At 54.3% G+C, this 17,360-nt stretch carries 20 protein-coding genes and 3 pseudogenes; 13 read left to right on the top strand and 10 right to left on the bottom strand.

All coding sequences use genetic code 11. The annotated features are described in order from the left end of the window. Window positions 1-12: 12 nt before the first annotated feature. From ACQ86N_RS31640 to ACQ86N_RS31625, 4 genes and pseudogenes are all read right to left on the bottom strand, one after another. Window positions 13-936: a metallophosphoesterase family protein gene (locus ACQ86N_RS31640; RefSeq protein ID WP_431210519.1), complete on the bottom strand. Its 924-nt coding sequence runs from the start codon at window positions 934-936 to the stop codon at window positions 13-15. A gap of 77 nt (window positions 937-1,013) precedes the next feature. Then, a pseudogene (locus ACQ86N_RS31635) lies at window positions 1,014-2,216 on the bottom strand (amidase family protein). 53 nt (window positions 2,217-2,269) lie between these two features. Then, entirely contained in the window at window positions 2,270-2,443 is a 174-nt protein-coding gene (locus tag ACQ86N_RS31630) for a hypothetical protein (RefSeq protein ID WP_431210518.1), read from the bottom strand. Between the two features lie 74 nt (window positions 2,444-2,517). Next, window positions 2,518-2,721 carry a hypothetical protein gene (locus ACQ86N_RS31625; protein ID WP_431210517.1) on the bottom strand — a complete coding sequence of 68 codons (204 nt, stop codon included), beginning with the start codon at window positions 2,719-2,721 and terminating at the stop codon, window positions 2,518-2,520. An 88-nt stretch (window positions 2,722-2,809) separates the two neighbouring features. Here ACQ86N_RS31625 and ACQ86N_RS31620 point away from each other — a divergent pair, with 88 nt between their 5' ends. From ACQ86N_RS31620 to ACQ86N_RS31590, 7 genes are all read left to right on the top strand, one after another. Next, window positions 2,810-3,292: an RNA polymerase sigma factor gene (locus tag ACQ86N_RS31620; protein ID WP_431210516.1), complete on the top strand. Its 483-nt coding sequence runs from the start codon at window positions 2,810-2,812 to the stop codon at window positions 3,290-3,292. Next, window positions 3,274-3,750 carry a hypothetical protein gene (locus ACQ86N_RS31615; protein ID WP_431210515.1) on the top strand — a complete coding sequence of 159 codons (477 nt, stop codon included), beginning with the start codon at window positions 3,274-3,276 and terminating at the stop codon, window positions 3,748-3,750. Before ACQ86N_RS31620 ends, ACQ86N_RS31615 begins: the two co-directional genes overlap by 19 nt. Beyond that, entirely contained in the window at window positions 3,734-4,252 is a 519-nt protein-coding gene (locus ACQ86N_RS31610; protein WP_431210514.1) for a DUF4252 domain-containing protein, read from the top strand. Before ACQ86N_RS31615 ends, ACQ86N_RS31610 begins: the two co-directional genes overlap by 17 nt. 1 nt (window position 4,253) lies before the next feature. Further along, a complete protein-coding gene (locus tag ACQ86N_RS31605; protein ID WP_431210513.1) occupies window positions 4,254-4,592 on the top strand; it encodes a hypothetical protein in 339 nt (112 codons plus the stop codon). Window positions 4,593-4,778: 186 nt separating this feature from the next. Beyond that, a complete protein-coding gene (locus ACQ86N_RS31600; protein ID WP_431210512.1) occupies window positions 4,779-5,177 on the top strand; it encodes a response regulator in 399 nt (132 codons plus the stop codon). Between the two features lie 179 nt (window positions 5,178-5,356). Then, window positions 5,357-5,776, top strand: a complete 420-nt coding sequence (locus tag ACQ86N_RS31595) for a Gfo/Idh/MocA family protein (RefSeq protein WP_431217679.1) — start codon at window positions 5,357-5,359, stop codon at window positions 5,774-5,776. Next, the gene (locus tag ACQ86N_RS31590) at window positions 5,745-6,704 is read left to right on the top strand and encodes a hypothetical protein (RefSeq protein WP_431210511.1); all 960 of its coding nucleotides are present in this window, start codon (window positions 5,745-5,747) and stop codon (window positions 6,702-6,704) included. The genes ACQ86N_RS31595 and ACQ86N_RS31590 overlap by 32 nt, the downstream gene beginning before the upstream one ends. Here ACQ86N_RS31590 and ACQ86N_RS31585 read toward each other — a convergent pair. From ACQ86N_RS31585 to ACQ86N_RS31575, 3 genes and pseudogenes are all read right to left on the bottom strand, one after another. Beyond that, window positions 6,688-7,115 (bottom strand): annotated as a pseudogene (locus ACQ86N_RS31585) (SDR family NAD(P)-dependent oxidoreductase). The gene ACQ86N_RS31590 and the pseudogene ACQ86N_RS31585 sit on opposite strands and share 17 nt — an antisense overlap. A 49-nt stretch (window positions 7,116-7,164) precedes the next feature. Continuing rightward, a pseudogene (locus tag ACQ86N_RS31580) lies at window positions 7,165-7,473 on the bottom strand (SDR family NAD(P)-dependent oxidoreductase); the annotation flags it as partial. Between the two features lie 3 nt (window positions 7,474-7,476). Beyond that, on the bottom strand, window positions 7,477-8,520 hold the full coding sequence (locus tag ACQ86N_RS31575; protein ID WP_431210510.1) for a nucleoid-associated protein: 1,044 nt from the start codon (window positions 8,518-8,520) through the stop codon (window positions 7,477-7,479). Between the two features lie 489 nt (window positions 8,521-9,009). On the opposite strand from ACQ86N_RS31575, the gene ACQ86N_RS31570 reads away from it, so the two are divergent. The 6 genes from ACQ86N_RS31570 to ACQ86N_RS31545 all read left to right on the top strand — a co-directional run bounded on the left by ACQ86N_RS31570 (window position 9,010) and on the right by ACQ86N_RS31545 (window position 14,979). Beyond that, a complete protein-coding gene (locus tag ACQ86N_RS31570) occupies window positions 9,010-10,065 on the top strand; it encodes an Ig-like domain-containing protein (RefSeq protein WP_431217678.1) in 1,056 nt (351 codons plus the stop codon). Continuing rightward, complete coding sequence (locus tag ACQ86N_RS31565; RefSeq protein WP_431210509.1) at window positions 9,978-11,792, top strand: Ig-like domain-containing protein; 1,815 nt, start codon at window positions 9,978-9,980, stop codon at window positions 11,790-11,792. Before ACQ86N_RS31570 ends, ACQ86N_RS31565 begins: the two co-directional genes overlap by 88 nt. Window positions 11,793-11,888: 96 nt before the next feature. Next, on the top strand, window positions 11,889-12,509 hold the full coding sequence (locus ACQ86N_RS31560) for a hypothetical protein (protein ID WP_431210508.1): 621 nt from the start codon (window positions 11,889-11,891) through the stop codon (window positions 12,507-12,509). Further along, window positions 12,481-12,861, top strand: a complete 381-nt coding sequence (locus ACQ86N_RS31555; RefSeq protein ID WP_431210507.1) for a type IX secretion system membrane protein PorP/SprF — start codon at window positions 12,481-12,483, stop codon at window positions 12,859-12,861. Before ACQ86N_RS31560 ends, ACQ86N_RS31555 begins: the two co-directional genes overlap by 29 nt. A 10-nt stretch (window positions 12,862-12,871) precedes the next feature. Further along, window positions 12,872-14,629, top strand: coding sequence for an OmpA family protein (locus ACQ86N_RS31550; protein WP_431210506.1), 1,758 nt, complete (start codon window positions 12,872-12,874; stop codon window positions 14,627-14,629). Window positions 14,630-14,739: 110 nt separating this feature from the next. Then, the gene (locus ACQ86N_RS31545) at window positions 14,740-14,979 is read left to right on the top strand and encodes a hypothetical protein (RefSeq protein WP_431210505.1); all 240 of its coding nucleotides are present in this window, start codon (window positions 14,740-14,742) and stop codon (window positions 14,977-14,979) included. A gap of 65 nt (window positions 14,980-15,044) precedes the next feature. Here the strand turns inward: ACQ86N_RS31545 and ACQ86N_RS31540 are convergent, their stop codons facing one another. From ACQ86N_RS31540 to ACQ86N_RS31530, 3 genes are read right to left on the bottom strand one after another with little or no spacing between them, the layout of a single operon-like run. Further along, complete coding sequence (locus ACQ86N_RS31540; RefSeq protein ID WP_431210504.1) at window positions 15,045-15,728, bottom strand: LytR/AlgR family response regulator transcription factor; 684 nt, start codon at window positions 15,726-15,728, stop codon at window positions 15,045-15,047. A 21-nt stretch (window positions 15,729-15,749) separates the two neighbouring features. Next, entirely contained in the window at window positions 15,750-16,373 is a 624-nt protein-coding gene (locus tag ACQ86N_RS31535; protein WP_431210503.1) for a sensor histidine kinase, read from the bottom strand. Then, complete coding sequence (locus ACQ86N_RS31530; RefSeq protein ID WP_431210502.1) at window positions 16,364-17,350, bottom strand: hypothetical protein; 987 nt, start codon at window positions 17,348-17,350, stop codon at window positions 16,364-16,366. The genes ACQ86N_RS31535 and ACQ86N_RS31530 overlap by 10 nt, the downstream gene beginning before the upstream one ends. Between the last annotated feature and the right edge of the window lie 10 nt (window positions 17,351-17,360).

The raw sequence follows: 17,360 nt of genomic DNA, 5'->3' as shown, positions 1-17,360 counted from the left end.
ATGATACAGTGACTATGTGTTCCAGCCGTAGAGGAAGTAGTCGTTGTCGAAACTGCCGTCGTCATACAGATTGATCATGGCGTATCCGTTGCCTGTCTGTTCGTGGATGCCTTTCCACCAGTTGCCGCTGACGGCCCCATTACTGATAAAGGAGATGCCGTCGTATTTGATCTGTTCGTAGAGGTGGATATGGCCGCTGAGGCAGAGTTTGACGTTCTTATACTGGTTGAGGAGGGCGAGGATCTTTGCGGAGTCGGTGTGCATGAGGCCGCCGCTGACGATATAGCCTTCTTCTCCTTTTGACTGGGCCATCGATATAACGGCGGCGGACAGGATGGGAACGTGCGAGACGACGATTATGGGAGTTGTGGATGGCGTGCTTTGGAGGTCTTTTTGCAGCCAGGCGAACTGTTCGTCGTCGAGTTTCATGGTATACCAGCTGCCGTCGGATTTTGGCTGGACGCTGTCGAGCATGATGAAGTGCCAGCCGGCTTTGTCGTAGCTATGGTAGGGGCGTTCGAGGCGCATTTTTTCCAGCGCGAATTTTTTTCCGTAGAGGGGGTCGCTTTTTTCGCCAATGCCCCAGCAGTCGTGGTTGCCGATGCAGTATTCGATGGGCAGGGAATTCTCTTTTTGAAGACTTCGTGCCAGAGGTTCCACTTGAAGGTTGACGCGATCCTTTGTCTGTTTGAGCGAGTCGAATACGCAGTCGCCGCTGTTGAGGATGAAGGAGGGGGCGTCGGACTGGCCCTGCAGGTGGTGGAGGCAGGCGGCGAGGCCTTCGGCGGCGCGGAGCTCGGGCTGGATATGGATGTCGGTGAGGTGGGCGAAGCGGAGGGTGCGCTTTTTGGCAGTGGTGTGTCCCGCCGGTTGGGGTTGACCGGTAGTTGGTGAGGCCAGTGGTGGTGAGGGAGGGGGTGAGGCCGAGGAGGCCAAGTTGTTTTAGCAGGTTCCGACGATTCATTTGTAGTTGGTTGATCGGCAAATTTAGGGGAGAAGGGGTGTGGGTGGGATTAAGGAATTGTAAATCCTTTTGGGCGTTGTTTGTTGTAGGGCGTGGCGTCCTCGGAAGGCCTTTGCGAAGGCGAGGAGTCGGGCTTCGCCGAAGAGGTGGCCGATGAAGGTGATGCTTCCGGGGGTGCCGTCCGAGTGGTAGCCGACGGGGAGGGTGACGGAGGGGTGGCCGGTGAGGTTGGTGATGGCGAGCTGGTCGCCGGTTTCGGGGGAGCGATGATGACGTCGTATTGCTGGAAGAGGGTCGATATGGTGTGCTGGATGGCGGAGCGCATGCGGGCGGCGTTGACGTATTCGACGGCGGGGATGAAGCGGGCGGTGCGGAAGGTGTTGGGCCAGCGGTCCTTGTTCTGCTGCACCATCTGGTCGTCGGCGCCGGTGCGGGTCAGCATGTCGAAGGCGGCTGCGGATTCGACGCTGATGATCAGGCTCAGGATATCGTTGCCGTGGAGGTTCTCCGGGAAATTGAGGGGGGTGATGCGGGCGCCGAGTTTTCTCAGGATGCTGATGGTCTGTTTTTCGGGGCTGTCGTCGGGGAGGGAGTCGATGGAGTTACTCGTATAGGCGATCCTCAGCTGAGGGATATTTGTTTTTCCGGTGTAGTTGAAGGGCATGGTTCGGGAAGAGGCGTCGGCGCTGTCGCGGCCATGGATATACGCAAATACGTAGGCTGCGTCTTCGGCGCTGCGGCAGATGGGGCCGACCTTGTCGGAGCTCCAGCAGAGCGCCATGCAGCCGGTGCGGGCGATGCTGCCGAAGGTGGGGCGAAGGCCGGTGGCGCCACAGCGCATGGAGGGGTCGACGATGGAGCCGTAGGTCTCTGTTCCGATGGCGAAGGGGACGAGTCCGGCAGACGTGGCTGCTGCCGAACCGGCGGAAGCTGCCGCCGGATCCTGTCGAGGGCTTCCGGGGGTTGCGGGTCAGGCCGCCGAACCAGACGTCGTCCATGGCGAGTTCGCCGAGGGAGAGTTTGGCGACGAGGACCGCTCCGGCGTCGGCGAGGCGCTGGGCCACGTAAGAGCTGTATTCGAATGTCTGTTCTTTATAGGGAGGCGTCCCCCGGTGGTGTGGGAGCCTTTTACGGCAAAGAGGTCCTTGATCCCATAGGGGATGCCCTGGAGGGGACTTTTGATGATGCCTTTTGCGAAATTGGCGTCTGCCCTGCGGGCCTGGGCGAGGGCGCTGTCCCCGGTCAGTTCGATGACGCAGTGGAGGACGGGGCCGAATCTTTTGAGGCGCTGCAGGTATAGTTGGGTCAGCTGGACGGAGCTGATCTTTTTCTTTTCAGGAGGGAGGCCAGTTCGGGAATCGAACAGAAGGCCAGTTCGTTGGGGTCGGCGGGCAGGACGGTTTCGGAGGGGATGTTCCAGGAGATCTTTGTCTGCTGGCGTTCGTAGGGGGTGCCGGGGATCAGCGGATCGAAATTCATGCTGAGGGGGATATCGTTGCGCAGGTAGTGTTCGTGGAAGTACCGGTAGATGCGCAGGTGGTCTTCGAGGCCGCTCAGAATAGAATCCCTTTTGGGGGAGTAAAGCTGAGGTCGTAGAGTTGCTCGGCGCCGGTGAGTTGGGTCAGGCGGGCGGAATCGGTGGCCGGGGAGGGGCTTTGTGGCTGGGAGAACAGGGTTTGGCCGGCCAGGAGGAGCAGGGTGAGGGCCGGGAGGTATTTTTTGAGCTGCATGGCGGATGAAGTGTTTTGGTCGTTCAAATTAATGAAGTATTCTGTAACATTCTTAATTTCCTGTCGTCATCAATCGGGAATGTCAATCAAAGTTTTTAAAGAGCAAATTTTACCAATGAAGGACAGGCTGTTCCGGATGGCCTTCCGGCTGCTGCAGAATGTACAGGAGGCTGAAGACTCCGTGCAGGATGTGATGGCGGGCGTCTGGGCCCGGCGGGAGCAGTGGGGGGAATGGAAGAATATCGGGGCATATTGTATGACGGCGACGCGGAATAATTGTCTGGACCGGATCCGCGGGCGACGAAATGTGGCGGTTCAGGAGGACCGGGCCCGGCAGGTCAGCAGTCCGGAGAGAGATCCTTACGAGAAGATGATGGATAAGCAACTAATAGAAAGAATACGGCAGTGCATGGATACCCTGCCGGAGAACCAGCAGCAGGTGGTCCGGTTGCGGGAGATGGAGGGGTTTACCTATAATGAAATTGCTGAGGTATTGCAGATGACGCTGGATCAGGTGAAGATCAACCTGTTCAGGGGGAGGAATGCCATTAAAAAATTGATATTGGAAAAAGAAGAGATATGGAAAACGAAGAAATAAGGGTATTGCTGGAGAAGTACTGGGCGGCGGAGACCACGCTGGACGAAGAAAAGAGGATCGCCGACTATTTTCGGGGCGGGGAGGTCGATCCCTCGCTGGAGCCGTATCGCGCCTTTTTCGACTATATCGGAGAAGAGGCGGCGGTGGTGGCGCCGGAGGGGTTTGAGGAGCGGATGCTGGAGAGGTTGACGGAACGGGGACCTGTGGTTAGGCGTATAAAGTTCGGGTATGCTGCGGCTGCCGCGATAACGGTGTGTATCATCAGTGTCTTTCTGGTGGTGAAGCAGTCGGGCGCGGGTGAGATAACCGATACCTATGACGACCCGGAGAAGGCGTTTGCCGCAGTGCAGCGCGCGCTGCTGGTGGCGTCGTCGCGCATGAACGAGGGAGAGAAGATCACACAGAAAAATATGCATCGTCTCAATAATAATTTTAACGCGTATGAACAACTTAAATAAACGGATACTTTTTTTGCCGCTGTTGATGCTGGGGACCGGCGTATTTGCACAGGATGATGCGATCGGGAAATTTTTTGGAAAGTATGTAGAGGACAGCAGGTTTACGGTGGTCTCGATCAGTCCGAAGATGTTCAGGCTGATGTCGAAGGTCAGCTGGGATTCTATTCCGGCCGATCTGAAGCAGACGGTGAGCCGGCTGACGAGTCTGCGGATCCTGTCGACGTCGACCACGCCCGCGGCATTTTATAAAGAGGCGATGGCGCATATCGACCGGAAGGAATATGAGGAGCTGATCACGGTGAGGAGCAGTAAGGACAATGTGCGATTTATGGTGAAGGAGGACAACGGAGTGGTACATGAGCTGCTGATGGTAGCGGAGGATGACGATGATTTTACGCTGATGAGTTTTGTGGGGGATATCGACCTGGACAAGTTGTCGCGGCTATCGTCTGATATGGGGATAAAGCGACTGGACGGTTTGAAAAACGCTAAACATAAATAAAATGAGAACCATTATTTGTTCGCTGCTGGTGTTCGGCGCGCTGAGTGCGTGCGGGCAGGACGTAAGGATCGATTCGCGTCATCGGCTGACCTCGCTCAACTGTAATATGATCGATGCCGGTCATGGGGAGGAGCTCGCAAAGCTGTCGCTGGAGGTGAAGAAAGCCAATTTTGACGAGCTGTGTTCGGTCCGTAAGGGGAAGGGGAGATTTCAGCTGTTATCGAAGGATGGAAAGGGCGGTTCGAAGGAGATCGTTTGTGTGGTTGTGGGGGATGAGGGGAATGGTATTTTTCTACGGCTGGGCCTGACCGAAACAAAAAAGAAGCCTGACGATCAATGAGTAAACCTACGTTGACTATTGTCAAAAATTATTTCGGCTAAGGGTTTTTGCTTATATGGTCATTGTGTTTTGTAAAGAATTCCATATATCTTGTCATTCTGTAGCCTGTCTGGCTAAGGCCTTCCTGTAGCTTTCCTGGAATTAGACCTTTCTCTTTGTAATTCAATAACTTAATGACAAGAAATTATGATCAGGATTCTATTAGCTGATGACTTTACCATCATCAGAAAGGGGGTCAGGCAAATATTAACCCAGGCGTATCCAAACGCGGAGATTGAGGAGATCGAGGAGGGGGAGGAGTGGACGGAAAAGCTAAAGCGCAGTCCATGGGATATGATCATATCCGATCTTCCGAGTGCTGACAGGGGCGGATGGAACACGCTGGCGCAGATCAAACAGGATTTTCCGGGTTTGCCCGTGCTGATACTAAGCCTCTATACCAAGGAGCACTATGCGCTGAGGGCGTTGCAGGCGGGGGCATCGGGGTATGTGGGAAAGGATGCGGCGCCGGATGAGTTGCTTTGGGCCGTGCGGCAGATACTGGCGGGGAGGAAATATCTGGCTATTCCGTCCAGTCATAATTAGGTGGAAGGGGGTCTTGTAAAATCCCCTAAATTTAAGGATGAAAAATCCACCACTCCACAACGATTCAAGACGTAATTTTTTGAAGAAGGGAATGCTGGCTGCTGCCGGCGTTTATATTTTGCCCCGCCACGTATTGGGGGGAAGGGGTATACGGCGCCCAGCGATAAGGTCCGGCTGGGCTGTATCGGCATTGGGGGAAGGGAGAGAGCGATATCAATTACCTTTTTGGAACGGGTAAGGCCGATATCGGCGTTCTCTGTGACGTCGACGACAGGAGGGCTGCCGTTATCCGGCAGAAGTTTCCCAGCGCAAAATACTATAAAGACTACCGGGAGATGCTGGACAAGGAGCACAAGCACCTGGATGCCGTGAGCATTTCCACGCCCGACCATATGCATGCGGTCATCGGAATGGCGGCGATGCAGCTGGGGAAGCACGTGTATATCCAGAAGCCCCTTGCACATGATATCTATGAGACGCGGATGCTGACACAGGGCGCGGCGCGTTATAAGGTGGTGTCGCAAATGGGCAACCAGTGGCGGTTCGGGCGACGGCGTCAGGCAACTGGTGGACTGGTACCGGGCGGGGGTCATCGGTGATGTTTCGGAAGTGTTCTGCTTTACCAACCGTCCCGTGTGGCCGCAGGGTATTCAGTGGCCGGCGCAGAAGGCGCCGGTGCCGGGGGAGCTGGACTGGAATCTGTGGCTGGGAACGGCGCCTTATAAGGATTATGTTGACAACCTGGTGCCCTTTAACTGGCGCGGGTGGTGGGACTATGGTACCGGGGCGCTGGGGGATATGGGGTGCCATATCGTCGCTCCAGCTTTTCAGGTGCTGGGGTTGGGTTATCCGACCGAGGCGGAGTGCAGTGTGGGAAGTGTTTATGTAGGGGAGTTCAAACAGGGTTATTTTCCGGATAGTTGTCCGCCGTCGTCTCATATCACACTAAGATTTAAGGGCGCGCCGGGCAAGCCGGACGTGAAGCTCCACTGGATGGACGGCGGGATACAGCCGGAGAGGCCGGAAGAACTGGGGCCGCAGGAAGTGTTTGGGGACGGGGATAACGGCACGTTGTTCATCGGTACGAAGGGTAAGATGATGTGCGGCACTTATGGCCGCGATCCTAAGTTGCTGCCGACTACGCGGGTGGAGACGGTGCCGCAGACGATTGCGCGGGTGCCGGGCGCCGATATTACCGGGCATTATAATGCGTGGCTGGAGGCCTGTATGGCGGGTTATGGCAGTGAAAAGGAGAAAGCGCTCAGTTCCAATTTTACGGTAGCGGGTCCGCTGACGGAGACGGTGCTGATGGGGAATCTGGCTATCCGGAGCTATGATGTTCGCAGGCCGCGCGCGGACGGGAAGTTCGACTACCCGGGAAGGCATATTAAGCTTCTCTGGGATGGGGCGAATATGAAGATAACCAATTTCGATGAGGCGAATCAATTTGTTCGTCGCACGTATAGAGAGGGGTGGAGCCCTGGGGGTGTAGGTAGGTGGAGTTTCGTGACTATGGCCCGGGGCTGATGGCGGTCCAGCCCCCGTCTACAATGAGGGTTTGACCGGTGATATGTCTTGCTTCGGGGGACACGAGGAAGAGGATGGCGGAGGCGATGTCGTCGACGCTGGCGGGACGGCCCATTGGGGTGAGGGCAGACCAGGTCTTTTCGTAGGCGGGGTCTTCGGCTGTGCGTTCGGTCAGGGTGGCTCCCGGCGCTACGGTGTTGACGTTGATGCCGTAGGGGAGAGGTCGATGACGAGGTTGCGGGCCAGCATTTCGAGGGCGGCTTTGCTCATGCCGTAGGCTGCGAGGTGTTGGTGGGCCTGGTGGCCTGTTACGGAGGAAGTGAAGAGGATGCTTCCGCCCTGTTGTTGTTTGCGCATCTGCAGGGCGGCGGCCTGTGTGAGGAAGAAGGTTCCGGCCTGGTTGAGCTGCATGACACGGGAGAAGGACTCGGGTGTATAGGGAGAAGAAGTCGCCGAACAGGGTAAGGCCGGCGTTGGCGATGACGATGTCGAGGCGGCCGAATTCGTTGACGCAGGTGTCGACGAGGTTACGGGTGAAGGGGATGTCGGCGGCGTCTCCGGGTAAAGAAATACAATTGGCGCCGAGTGTTGCGGCGGCGTTGTTGGCGAGGGTAGGGTCAGCGTCGTTGAGGATGACTTTTGCGCCGCGGGAAAGGAGGTGGCGGCAGATGGCGAAGCCGATGCCCTGGCCTGCGCCGGTGACGATAGCGGTCTTGCCGTGGAGGGGGTGGGGTACCAGGTTTGACTGGTTGGTGGTATTCGTATTCATGGTTTATGCCTCCTGGTCGAAATAGATCTTATAATAGTGTTTCTGCAGGCCGTCGTCGTAGCCTTTTTCGATGAGCTGGCGGTCGCCGTGGATATAGATATGAAAGTTCTTGTCCAGTTTGATCACGCTTTTGAATACCCGCGCCTGCTTCTTCACTGCGTGGGTTGAGATCTCGAATTCATTCCTATCGCCCATTTCGTTGGACTGCCGGTGTTGCTGGTCGTAATTCCTGAACGAGTTGATGAGGTCTTCGTGGTGGAGGACCTCGGTCTCGAATTCCGATTTATTAAAGTTACTGTGTGTTTTGAAATAGTCCATGCTCCGGTTGAGGATGTCGATCTGCTCCGTTTTGGACACTTCGAATTCGTCGGGCATGTGTTGCGTGACGTAATTCTTAGTCATGGAAAGGAAGTCCTGGGTGTGGAGGAAGGCGTTCTGGCGGATCATGACGCTGAGGAATTTGTCCTTCCAGTACTGTGCTTCTTCGCCTTTGCCATTGGAATCGAAGATGAGGAGTTCGAAGCCTTTGTCTTCTTCCAGTTGGAGGATGAGGCAGCCTTTGTCGAGTCGGGATAGTTCGACGCCTTCTTTTAGCTGGAGGTCGAGGTCGTCCATGCTGGGGATGAGGTCGGCGAAGAGCGTTTTTGTTTCGGCTTTGAAGAGGCCGATGGCGTTGACGGACTGTTCGTCGATGATGACGTTGCTAAAGCTGGCGATATAGAGTTCGCCGGGTTTGATCTTTGGGTGTACGGATGCCTCGAAGAGGTGGGACGCTATTTTTACGGAAGCGTCGTAGAATTCGGCGGGTTCCTGAAAGAGGCGGCTGCTAAAATTATAAACTTCGTTGAATTCGAGGGATGACGGGTGGTGGAAGGTGTAGCGTTCGTGGCAGTTGCTGAATTTTTCCAGCAGGGCTTCGCGCATTTTTTCCCGGAGCTCTATGTCGGTCTTTTGTTCCTGTCTGGAAAGTAAAAGGGCGCCTCCATTCTGTTTGTTACCGGTATAGTGGACTATGAATCTCTCTAAAATCGCTTCTGTCAGGATCATGTGAAAAAGGGTAAAGATATTATTAGTTTGCCGCAACTTTTTGTTGGAATATTGAGAAGGGTGACAGGTCGACTATATGAGACATTTTTATTGGTAACCAAATACATACGCAATAACATTATGGGTCATAGCAAAATTATTACGACTATTTATACAATAAAATAGGTTTTAACCCATTTATAATAGATAGCGTAATTAGTATTAATCCGATAACCTGAGAAAACCCGATATAAAACCCAATTATTTATGAAACCCAAACCTTACACAACCTGTAGAACCTTCCCGACTACTTCTTCAAAATGACATATAGGTCAAAATAGTACCGAGTACTATGAAGGTCCCTCCGGGGGCCGATATTCCCTCCTATATACAAGATTGTTGTCCTGGACATGGTGGTTACCGTGCTAGTTGTGTTTGGTGAAATTTCCGTATGCTATGACCTCGTGTATGAAAAATAAAAAAACATGCGATTGGCGTCTGGCCCGTTTGATGCCCCTCCTGGCGGTGTGGGTGTGGATGATGCTGGGTTTTTCCCTACCGGGCAGGGCGGAGGGGGTGGGGGACCGACCAGTTGCTTACCAGGTGGTCCTGACACCTATCAATAATAATGCCGTTGCGGGAAGTGGCGTGAATGACGTGGTGCGGATACAGGTGTATGATGTTACCAATCCGGCCAGTCCTGTACTGCTGCCCAATATCCAGCTGAGTATAACGATCGCAGCCTCAGGCGTGCAAAGTACGCCAAGCACCAATGGTTCGGGCTATTATGATTATGGCTTATCCAGCAATTTCGTGCAAACGAAGGAGATCGATGTGCAGGTGAAGGGCGACGACGGCACGATGGTGCCGATAAATTTTACCTGGGTCGCCGGTATTCCCGATAATTCGAGCAGTTCTGCCACGAAGCTCGTCGTGGATGTGCCGACTGCGCCGGATGATGGAAATACTCCTACTACGATCCATGCGCATATTGTAAACACGTTCGGCGCCGGCTATCCGGACCTGCCGGTAACCTTTACCGTAGTTGGCGGGACTGCAAAGGGAACGGCGGTCGTCAAAATCATCAACGGGACAACTGATAAGTATGGAGACGCTATAATCCAGATCACCAACATGAACCCGGGGACGGTTATATTTACCGCGACCTATACTTATGGTGGTGTGGAAGTCCCTATTACGAACAACAGTCCGGCGACGGTGACTTTTGTCGACAAACCCGACCCAACCAATCCCGCTACGCAGCTGATCGTGGATGTACCGAAGGCGCCTGCCGACGGTAACAGTACCACGACCATACATGCGCATGTTGTCGGCACCAATGGTCAGGCGCTGCCGGGGTCGAAGGTGGTATTTACGGCGACCGGCGGGACGGCTTTCGGGACGCAGATCGTCGTAGTTATCGGTACGGGGTATACGGATGCCAACGGGGATGCGTACATCAATATCAAGAACTCGCAGTGGGGGACTGTGACCTTCACTGCGACGGCCCAGACCTGGTCACTCCTACAACCTATCCGATTACCAATGGTAGTCCTGCAACGGTGACCTTTACTTCTGTGACGCCCGACCCGACCAATCCACTGACGGCGTTGATCGTGGATGTTCCGACGGCTCTTGCGAATGGGGGGACGGCGACTGTACACGCACATATCGTTGGCACCGATGGCCAGCCGATGCAAGGCGCGAAGGTTGTGTTCACGACCAGCGGGGGAACGGCTAACACGACGGCGGTCGTTGTCGTAGTTGGCACGGGGTATACCGACGCCAACGGGGATGTCTTTATCAATATTACGAATCCGAACGTCGGAACGGTAGATTTCACCGCGACGGCTCAATATGGTAGCGGTCCGGTCGTGCCGGTCACCAATGGAAGTCCGGCAGAGGTCAATTTTGTCGTGGGTCCTCCCGATCAGAACCACAGCTATTTTATCGTGACACAGGACTATCAGCTGGCGAATGGCCAGGCGCAGGATATCGTGACGGCTTATCTGTTCGACGCGCAGGGGAATCCGACGACAGGGAATGTGAACTTTGTGGTGGGAGGCAGTGCGACGCTGAAGGTAAAGACGGTGGTTGGCAATGTCGTGACCGCGGTGTTTATCGATTTCAATCCCGAGAATCCGCAGGTGACGGGGACCACGGACAATGGCGTGGTGCTTTATGATAAGAACGCGCCTGCAAATAATTATGTAACTATTCATTTTGTCGTCGGTGCGGCTGTTCCTGGTGATCCCAGCGGCGGCGGTACGGGGGGTACTCCTCCTGGAAATGGGGGTAATCCTCCCGGTGGTAATAACGGCGGTGGTTCGGGTGGTCCCGGAACCAATCCGGGAGGTGGAAATGGCAATAATTCCGGACCGTCCGATAACAACGGGTTTACGCATCTGTTCGTGAGCCAGGATTACAGGCTTGGCGATGGAAACGGGCAGGACAGTGTGATCGCCTATATCACTGACGCGTACAAGCATCCGTTAAAGGGAGAGCATATTCAATTCATCATACAGTTGCTGCCTACCTCGGGTACGGCGACTACCACTGCTGCGTTCACGATCAGTCCGCTGGATGTGGTCACGGATGACCAGGGCATGGCGAGGATAGCGCTGACGAGCACGAAGCCGGGAACGGTATTCGTCAATGCGATACTGTTGTCGCAAAATGTGCTGATCGACGGTAGTTATCAGGTGGTGACGTTCACGGATAAGCCGGATGTCAACAATCCGAAGACGAGAATCGACGTGTTCATCTACGAGGCGCTGGCGGATGGTTCGCAGCAGACGGCGGTGAAGGCGCATGTGGTCGATATGAGCGGCGATGATATGGCGGGCGTGTATGTGAAGTTCAAGATCGATTCCGGTACGGCACAGTTCGTCGGTCCGGATTCCGTGATGACGGATGCGGAAGGGAATGCCATTATTTATCTGACCAGCAAGACGCCGGGGAAGGTAAAGGTGACTGCGTCTGTCCAGGGGCTGGAGATCACGTACGGCAGCCCTGTGTATGTGAAGTTTGCGATGATCAATATCTATGTGCCTAAAGTGTTCACTCCGAATAATGATGGAACTAACGATCTGCTGAAGCCGATACTGGTGGGTATACAGACCTTCCGCTACTTCAGTGTGTATAACCGGTGGGGTAATCTGATCTTTACGACGGAGGACCCGAACCGTGGATGGGATGGGACGTTCAAGGAGTGGCGCAGCCGGTGGAGACGTATTTGTGGATGGCCGAGGGGGTTGATGTGGAAGGGAAGAGGATCGTGGCGAAGGGGATGACGTCGCTGGTGAGGTAGGCGGGTGGCCCGGGGGGATGGTTTTATGGATGAGTAAAATGATCGTATTCAAAAAATAAATTTAAAATCCAATATCCTGATGAGGAAGATTTACACATTATTGATTCTCCTTTCGGTCGCGGGGCTTGTCCGCGGGCAGGAGATCAATTTTTCGCGGGTGCAGGATATGACCATATGGTACAACCAATCCCTCAAAACCGATAAACAGAATAGTCTTAAGCTCAACTACAGGAGCGTCCGTTATGGCGGGCAGATCGCCTACAACAGTGTTGCGGCATTGTTCGATATGCCGCTGCTGTCCAGGGACGGAAAGAATAAACCCAACTCCGGCTATTTCTCCTTTAGCGCCGGGGCTGCTTCCGATAAAACCAATGATGGGATCCTGAACAATACGCTGGGGATGATGGGTATTTCGTATGCCATCCCGATCGGGCGGCACGAGACCTATCTCGCCGCCGGATTTCAGGGCGAATACTACCGGAGTTCGCTGAATCTGGCGGGTGTGTCGAATGCTTTTGGCGACCAGTACGATAATTACGGACCGATAGAAGGGGCGCCGAGCGCGGACCGGCTGGCCAATGGCTGGTCGTATGGCCATTTCAATGCCAATGCGGGAATATCGCTGTTCAGCAATGGGCGGAATGACAAGCTGGTATATCGGGGTGTCGGGGATGCAGGTCAATCAGCCCTATTCCTATAAGATCAAGGCGGATTCGACGCGGCTGAAGATGGGGCTTGGGGTGCAGGGCGGATATAGATTTACAACGAAGACAGATGACGAAGTTGGTTTTTATGTGGCGATGAACTGGCAGGGGCCGGCGTATCGTCACTATTATAATCTCTCCTATGTCAAGGCGATCCCTGGAGTACAGGGCGGCGCGGCTGTGGGGCTTGGACTGGGCTACCGGTACAATGACGCGTTGGTTCCCGATGTTGAGCTGAGGTACCAGAAGATGTCACTTGCAATTTTATATGATGTAAATATTTCGACGATCAGTGCGGCAGGGATCGCGCGCAATGGCGTAGAATTGGCTTTAAGAATGGACTTTTAAACTTAACCCCATGAAGAAGGTAATGATTTGTTTGGTTGGTTGCTTCCTGATGGCCCTCACAACCCTAAGGGCCCAGGGTCCCGCTGTGTCGGATACGACCAGGGCGGCTGAGGATTCGGTCCTGTCGCTGGTGGACACAGCTGCTCAAATGCCGGCTGGATCGGTCGGGCAAGCGACGGGCGGGTCTGCCGGGCAAGCGACGGGTGGGTCGGTTATATCGAGAGATACGGTTGCCGCGCCCGCGGTGAAGGATACGACGGCGGCTGCTCCGGTTGCGAAGGCTCCTGCCGGGAAGGTGACGAAGGTTGTCACTGTCGGGAACGATGCGAAAGTGACTATAACGCCAACCGATGGAGATACGAAGGTGACTATTTCCACTCCTGGAAAGGATACTACCATACAGGTTCGGGATTCGACCGTGCAGGTAAAGGATACGGTAATCTCGCTGGCCGGTGATCCTGCGCCGAAACAGGATACGGTGATGTATGCTTCTTCGAAGAAGGACAACGCCGATGCCGATGTGAAGCCGGTAGAACCGAAGGATACGGCAACGAAGGAGGACAAGGAAGAGGAGAATACGAGAAAACTGGATACGAGGTGGTTCATCTCTCCGCTGCTGAAGGCGCAGTTCCAGGATTTTGCCCTGCTGGAGAAGAACAGGAAGGGGTATCTGAGTGATGCGAATACGCTGCCTTTTCTGCAGCGTGGTAACGGGTCGTTTGCGGCGTCGGCGTATAAGAATCTGACCCAGCGGTTGTCGGTGAGCGCGGATATCGGACTTAGTTTTGGGCATGTGACGAATGACAATGTGCTGATCAGCCAGACGAAGTCGAAGACCTATAATTTACTGAATGCGGCCCTCTACTATCATTTATTAGCGCCTTCCTATCGTCTGCAGCCCTATGTAACGGTGGGGATCAACGACGTCATCAACGATGCTTCCTATGCCAGCGTACCGATGGGGATCGGGGCCAAGTTCAATGCCCGCAAGGTAATGGTGACGGGGCAGGTGATGTACGGGTACGCGATCAGCAAGGCTATTTCCAATACGACTATGTATTCTATCGGGATCTATCTGCCGATCAAGAATAAGAAGCAGAAGCAACTGGATCAGGACGATAAATCGCCGTACAACCGGAAGGGTAAGGAAGAGAAGAAGGATAGCACAGGTAAGGGCGGCGTCGTCAACAATATCTATATCACGATCAATATGGACTCGGTGCTGAAGTCGAAGGGGCTGCTGGACGAGAATGGCAAGCCTATCCGGGGCGGAGATGACGGCGACGACGACGGAGCCGGTGGACGCGGCGGGCGTGGAAGGCGCAACAAGGCGTTCCGCAACCTGGGGCTGGATGATTTTGACGAGGGCGATTACCGTATCGATTCGCTGGACGGGAAGCCTGTGCTGCGGTTCGTGGTGTATTTCGAGTTCAATGAATACGGGCTTACTTCGAGGGCGTTCGGTGCTATCGACAAGGTGATCAGCCATCTGAAGAGAAGCAGCAATGAGTTCAACGTGGAGATAAAGGGATACACTGACTCCGTGGGTAGTAATTCCTTTAATAATGTTCTGTCGCGGAGGCGGGCCAAGATGGTGCTGGACTATATGAACAGCAGGGGGTACCGACCGAGCTTGATGAAGGCGAAGGCTTATGGCAGTGACAATCCTGTGGCCGATAACAGTGATCCGAACCAGGCATGGCTGAACAGGAGGGCGGAGATAATAGTCCACCAGAAGGAAGGAATAGCCGCGGTGGGAGAAAAGTAGGGGGTGACCTCCATGAGAAAGAAATAATATTTTTTCCCAGATAGAGATTTTTTTAACAATTAAATCCTTATATTTGAAATCCTAGTAGATTTTTTAAATCCTATATGTCTATGTTAAACGTTTCGAATCATTCTACAGCGCTTTGGGGGCATTTACCCAGCAATATTAAGATCAGACTCATTGATGAACAGGGTAATTTTATCGACCCGTTACAGATCAAAGAAGTTGACTATCTCGCCCGTTTCCAGAATAAATGCGTCGTGAACAAGGTGTACAACCAAATGGTGGCTGATAAGCGTTCAGGCGTCATCGAAGTCTATTCCGATAAGGTTTTGGTAAAGGAGAATTAAAGTTTCCCGCTAAATTAATTGGTAGAGAATTGGGTAATTCGTGATATGGCTGGGTTCGCGCCCGGTCATCTTCTCGTTATACGGCCTAGTTCGCGTGCGTAGCCTGCACCGACGGGCAGTCCTTTGTCCCCGATCCAGACGGTGTCTTTAATTACGCGGCTGACCTTGCTGCAGGCGACGAGGTAGCTGCGGTGGATGCGGACGAAATATTCGGAGGGAAGGAGGGCTTCGGTCTCCTGCATTGTCAGCCTCGACAAGATCTTCTCTTCGGGCAGTACGAACTGCATATAATTCCCCATGCTTTGGACGTACAGGATGTCTCCTATATTCACTCTTACCTGGCCATAGCCGCTCTTTATAAAGACGTCTCCCGGGAGGGGCTTGTTGTGTTTCAGCTCGAATTGCTGGAGGGCTTTGTTGCAGGCTTTCAGGAAGCGGGACTGGGAGAACGGTTTCAGGAGGTAGTCGATGGCGTCGAGCTCGAAGCTTGTGACGGCGTGCTCGCTGTAGGCCGTGGTGAAGATGACCATGGGCGGGTCGGGCAGGGCGGTGAGAAATTCGATGCCGGAGATGTCCGGCATTTTTATGTCCAGGAAGAGGAGGTCGGGGCGCTGGGCGCGCATGGCGTCCATGGCCGTGAAGGCGTTGGTGAAGGCGCCTGTGAGGTCGATGAAGGATATTTTTTCCGAGAGGTTGCGGATGACCTCCAGCGCCATGGGTTCGTCGTCTATTGCGATAGCTTTTAGCATATGCTGTTGCCTGGGTTGAAGTTACAATTGAAGGGCGAGCTGTACAAAGAATTCCTTTTCGTCCTGGTGCATGAAGAATTCGTGCTGGTCGGGATAGATGAGTTTTAGCCGGTACAGGACGTTTTTCATGCCTACTCCGGACCGGCCTTTTTCGGGGTCGGCGCCCTGGCGGACGTGTATGCTGTTGCGCACTTCGAAGCGAAGGGAGTTGCCTTCGTGGTGGAGGTTGATCTTTATCCAGGAGGGTTCGCGGAGGCTGATGCCGTGTTTGAAGGCGTTCTCGACGAATGGGATGAGCAGCATGGGGGCGATGTTGCCGTCCGGGAAGTCTTCGTCGATGTCTGTCTCGATGGTGATATTGGGAGAGGTTTCGGTACGGAGCTGCTGGAGCGCTATATAATTCTTTACGTATTCAATTTCCTTGTTCATGGCGATGCGGTCGAGGTTGTTCTCGTGCAGCATGAAGCGCATCATGTCTCCGAGCTGCTGGATGCCTCCGGCTGTGCGGTTGGCGTGTTCGTGCAATGCGGTACCATAGAGGGTGTTGAGGACGTTGAACAGAAAGTGGGGGTTGATCTGTGAGCGGAGGAACTGGAGGTCGGCTTTTGACTGGCCGAGTTCGGTCTCGAGGCCTCTTATCCGCATGATCCTGGCCTTTTGCTGCTGGAAGATATAGCGGGACAGGGGATAGGTGAATACTGTCTGCGCGATCCAGAGGGAGATGACGACCGGGGGTACGGAGTGTTCGTCGGGGGCTGTGGCGATGGCGAAGGGGATGCACCAGGCCAGTGGAGGTCAGCAGGACGCGCAGGAGTGTTTTGCGGTCGAGGATTCTTGCTTCGGGTCGGAGCGGGAAGATCCAGTAGATATTGATGATGCCGGAGAGGGTCATGGCGGGGATGATGCCGAAGTACCAGACGGTGGTGGGGCCTTCCATCAACTCGAAATAATAGAGCAGTTCGCCGAAGGTGAAGTAGCAGGTGATGAGTGCGGTCGAGCTGATTGAGAAGCTGGATCCGGCCGGTCATGGTATCGGATAGTCGTTCGAGTTTTTTGAGGAGGGTCTCGCGGATGATGGCGTAGACGGTGTATGCAATGGTAAGATTGATGGCCATCCGAAGGCCTTTGCCCATGATCATGATATTGGAGATATCGCGGGGCATGAATGGTCGGTGGCGATAGAAGTAGGCGATGCCCAGACCGGTGCCGAGGCCGATGATCAGGAGGAAGGTCTGGGCCAGACCGATGATGAATCTTCTCAGCGACTCGCTGCCGGGGCCGGACATGAGGATGCGGGCGTTGGCGTTGTTGGTGACCTGGACCCTGAAGCTGCCGATGGCGGCTCCTTCTGTATGGAGCAGGCGGGGCAGGATGAATAGGTTCATCGAGACGTAGCTGACGTAGATCAGTATGGGTGTGGCGATATCGGGGAGGAGGATATTGCCGGTGTAGGTGAAGGGGAGGTTTTCGCTGAAGAAATTCTCGCCGTAGTCCCTTGCAAGGGCCGTTGCCGAGTGCTGGAGCAGGCGCCAGAAATTCCCGACAACGGCGATGGTGCAAAGGAGGGTGACGAGGAGGAATTCGTGTTCGCGCCACCTTGTTGTATGTTTAGGGCTCGGCATCTTGTTTTTT

The sequence above is a fragment of the Puia sp. P3 genome, assembly GCF_050632245.1.
GTDB lineage: Bacteria > Bacteroidota > Bacteroidia > Chitinophagales > Chitinophagaceae > Puia.
Note: the sequence above shows the minus strand (reverse complement) of the source record. Positions and strands in the feature narration are given on the sequence as shown.

Excerpts from the sequence above, each read along its gene's own strand:
- ACQ86N_RS31610 (WP_431210514.1), top strand. The coding sequence starts at position 3,734 with ATGAACAACTTAAATAAACGGATACTTTTTTTGCCGCTGTTGATGCTG.
- ACQ86N_RS31620 (WP_431210516.1), top strand. The coding sequence starts at position 2,810 with ATGAAGGACAGGCTGTTCCGGATGGCCTTCCGGCTGCTGCAGAATGTA.
- ACQ86N_RS31615 (WP_431210515.1), top strand. The coding sequence starts at position 3,274 with ATGGAAAACGAAGAAATAAGGGTATTGCTGGAGAAGTACTGGGCGGCG.
- ACQ86N_RS31540 (WP_431210504.1), bottom strand. The coding sequence starts at position 15,728 with ATGCTAAAAGCTATCGCAATAGACGACGAACCCATGGCGCTGGAGGTC.
- ACQ86N_RS31570 (WP_431217678.1), top strand. The coding sequence starts at position 9,010 with ATGCCCCTCCTGGCGGTGTGGGTGTGGATGATGCTGGGTTTTTCCCTA.
- ACQ86N_RS31555 (WP_431210507.1), top strand. The coding sequence starts at position 12,481 with ATGCAGGTCAATCAGCCCTATTCCTATAAGATCAAGGCGGATTCGACG.
- ACQ86N_RS31530 (WP_431210502.1), bottom strand. The coding sequence starts at position 17,350 with ATGCCGAGCCCTAAACATACAACAAGGTGGCGCGAACACGAATTCCTC.
- ACQ86N_RS31545 (WP_431210505.1), top strand. The coding sequence starts at position 14,740 with ATGTTAAACGTTTCGAATCATTCTACAGCGCTTTGGGGGCATTTACCC.
- ACQ86N_RS31600 (WP_431210512.1), top strand. The coding sequence starts at position 4,779 with ATGATCAGGATTCTATTAGCTGATGACTTTACCATCATCAGAAAGGGG.
- ACQ86N_RS31535 (WP_431210503.1), bottom strand. The coding sequence starts at position 16,373 with ATGCGGATAAGAGGCCTCGAGACCGAACTCGGCCAGTCAAAAGCCGAC.
- ACQ86N_RS31550 (WP_431210506.1), top strand. The coding sequence starts at position 12,872 with ATGAAGAAGGTAATGATTTGTTTGGTTGGTTGCTTCCTGATGGCCCTC.
- ACQ86N_RS31575 (WP_431210510.1), bottom strand. The coding sequence starts at position 8,520 with ATGATCCTGACAGAAGCGATTTTAGAGAGATTCATAGTCCACTATACC.
- ACQ86N_RS31630 (WP_431210518.1), bottom strand. The coding sequence starts at position 2,443 with ATGAATTTCGATCCGCTGATCCCCGGCACCCCCTACGAACGCCAGCAG.
- ACQ86N_RS31560 (WP_431210508.1), top strand. The coding sequence starts at position 11,889 with ATGAGGAAGATTTACACATTATTGATTCTCCTTTCGGTCGCGGGGCTT.
- ACQ86N_RS31605 (WP_431210513.1), top strand. The coding sequence starts at position 4,254 with ATGAGAACCATTATTTGTTCGCTGCTGGTGTTCGGCGCGCTGAGTGCG.